The sequence below is a fragment of the Streptomyces alkaliphilus genome (assembly GCF_014141535.1).
Lineage (GTDB): Bacteria > Actinomycetota > Actinomycetes > Streptomycetales > Streptomycetaceae > Streptomyces > Streptomyces alkaliphilus.
The window spans coordinates 1-1848 of the sequence record NZ_VKHT01000986.1 but is presented as its reverse complement, the minus strand read 5'-3'; the positions used below and the strand labels follow the sequence as shown (position 1 = coordinate 1848).

Here is a 1848-nt window from a genome sequence, read left to right as displayed (position 1 = left end):
GGTCGAGCCGGCCCGACCACCCACCGCGACGGTGGACAGCAGCTTGACGGTGTCCCCGTGCCCCACCGGGCACACCGCGGGCGCCCCCGCCTCGGACATCGGCCGGGACACCTCGAAGCGGTCCCCGCAGGATCGGCAGCGGTACTCGTAGCGTGGCATGCGAGCAGGATAAGCCCCGCCCCGGCGCCCCGGGGCGGGGTCGACGCGAGACGGGCCCGCCGGGACGGGACCGGGTCAGCGACCGCCGCCCCGGATGTCCTCCACCACGGCGCCGGCGATGTCCCGCACGGCTTTCGTCTCCATCAGGAACCGCCAGTAGTCCGGGTTGCGCCCACCCCGCTCCAGCGCGGCCACCGCCGTGTCCAGCCGTTCCACCGCGCCGTCCAGCCGCTCGGCGTGCCGGGGCTCGGGCACCGCCCGGCCCACCATCGCCAGCCGTTGGGCGTCGCGCACCGCGAACCGGGTGCGCTCGATCTCCTTCGACGGATCGAAGGAGACCTCGTTGAGCCGGCGCAGTCGATCACCGGCGGTGGAGACCAACTCGTCGGTGCGGGCCAGCAACGCCTGTGCCTCGGTGATGCCGTTCGACGCGTCGTTCCAACGCTGTTCGCGCCGGGCCCGCTCCACGCCGTCCAGCGTGCGGCGCGCCCCGGCCACCGCCTCGGCGGCCTCGTCCGGGACCCGCTGCAGGTCCTGCCAACAGGCGGCGCTGAAGCGGCGGCGCAACTCGCTGAGGGTCGGCCCCACCTGGCCGGCCCTGGTGGTGATCGCCTCCGCGCGGGTGCGCAGCGAGGTCAGGCGCCGACCCAACTCCTCGGCCCGACGGGGAAGCTCCGCCATCCGTTCGGCGATCGACCCGGCCCGTCGCGCGACCTCCTCGGCGCGGGTGAGGGTCGGCTGCACGCCGTGTCGGGCGGCTCCCTCGTTCAGCAGCCGCAACTCCGGTCCCAGCGCGGCGAGATCGGCGGCCGAGTCACCCGCGTCCAGCCCCGCCTGCCGGACCGCGTCCAGGGCCCGGGTCGCCTCCAGCAGGGAGCGCTTGGCGCGCTCCACGGCCGGCGCCACCCGGGCCAACTCCTTCTCCGCCGCTTCGACCAGGGGCGTCAGGCTCCCGGCGAACCGCTCCAGGTCCTCACGGGTGCGGGTCAACTCGTCCCGCATCCGGACGAAGTCGTGACGGGCGCGGGTGGCGGTGCCGGCGTCCAGATCGGCGGACTCCACGTCGTGGGAGTCCATCAGGGCGATGTACTGGTGATTCGTCCGGTCTATCCGTTCGGCGAACGCCCCGTGGTCCGCGAACGCCTTGCGGGCCCGCGGGCCGTCGTCCACCGCGCGGATCGTCTCCAGAGACAACTGCATGCCGCGCTGGGCCAGCTCGAGTTCGTAGAACGCCTCGGCCGCCTCGCCCTGCGCGCGCCGGGCCTCCTCGCGCAGATCCTCCACCCGGCCCCTGCCCCACCGGCGGGTGCCGCCGCCGGTGAAGGCCCCGGGTATCGCCACGGCGACGACCACCGGCAACACGGTGGGCAGCAGCAGGGCCGGGCCGATCAGCTTCCCCAGGATGCGTGTCGCCGTCACGTGTTCCCTTTCCAGCCGTGTCCCCGTGCGTCCCCCGCCGTGTCCCGCGCGTCGTTCGGCGGTACCGGTCCGGAGAACTCCCCTCCACCGCCGGTCGGCGCGGAAGGGTGCCCCGACCATTGTTTCACCCGGCGGTCGGGAAGCACACGCCCCCGGCGCGTGCGCGGGCCCGATCGCCGGGGAACCCCGCGGGAGGGGACCGGGGGACGGAGTGGGGACGACGGGTGAGAGGCCCCCGACCCGGTGCCGCCCGGTCGGGCGGTCCACCCC

Annotated in this window: 2 protein-coding genes; both read right to left on the bottom strand. The window is 75.1% G+C overall.

Annotated elements, in window-relative coordinates; translation table 11 throughout:
* Nucleotides 1-159 (bottom strand): FmdB family zinc ribbon protein (locus FNQ90_RS21760; protein ID WP_182607910.1); only part of this gene is annotated, 159 nt, incomplete at its 3' end.
* A 75-nt stretch (nt 160-234) separates the two neighbouring features.
* Nucleotides 235-1698 (bottom strand): coiled-coil domain-containing protein, encoded by a 1464-nt coding sequence (locus FNQ90_RS21755; RefSeq protein ID WP_407699415.1) that lies wholly within the window; start codon nt 1696-1698, stop codon nt 235-237.
* Between the last annotated feature and the right edge of the window lie 150 nt (nt 1699-1848).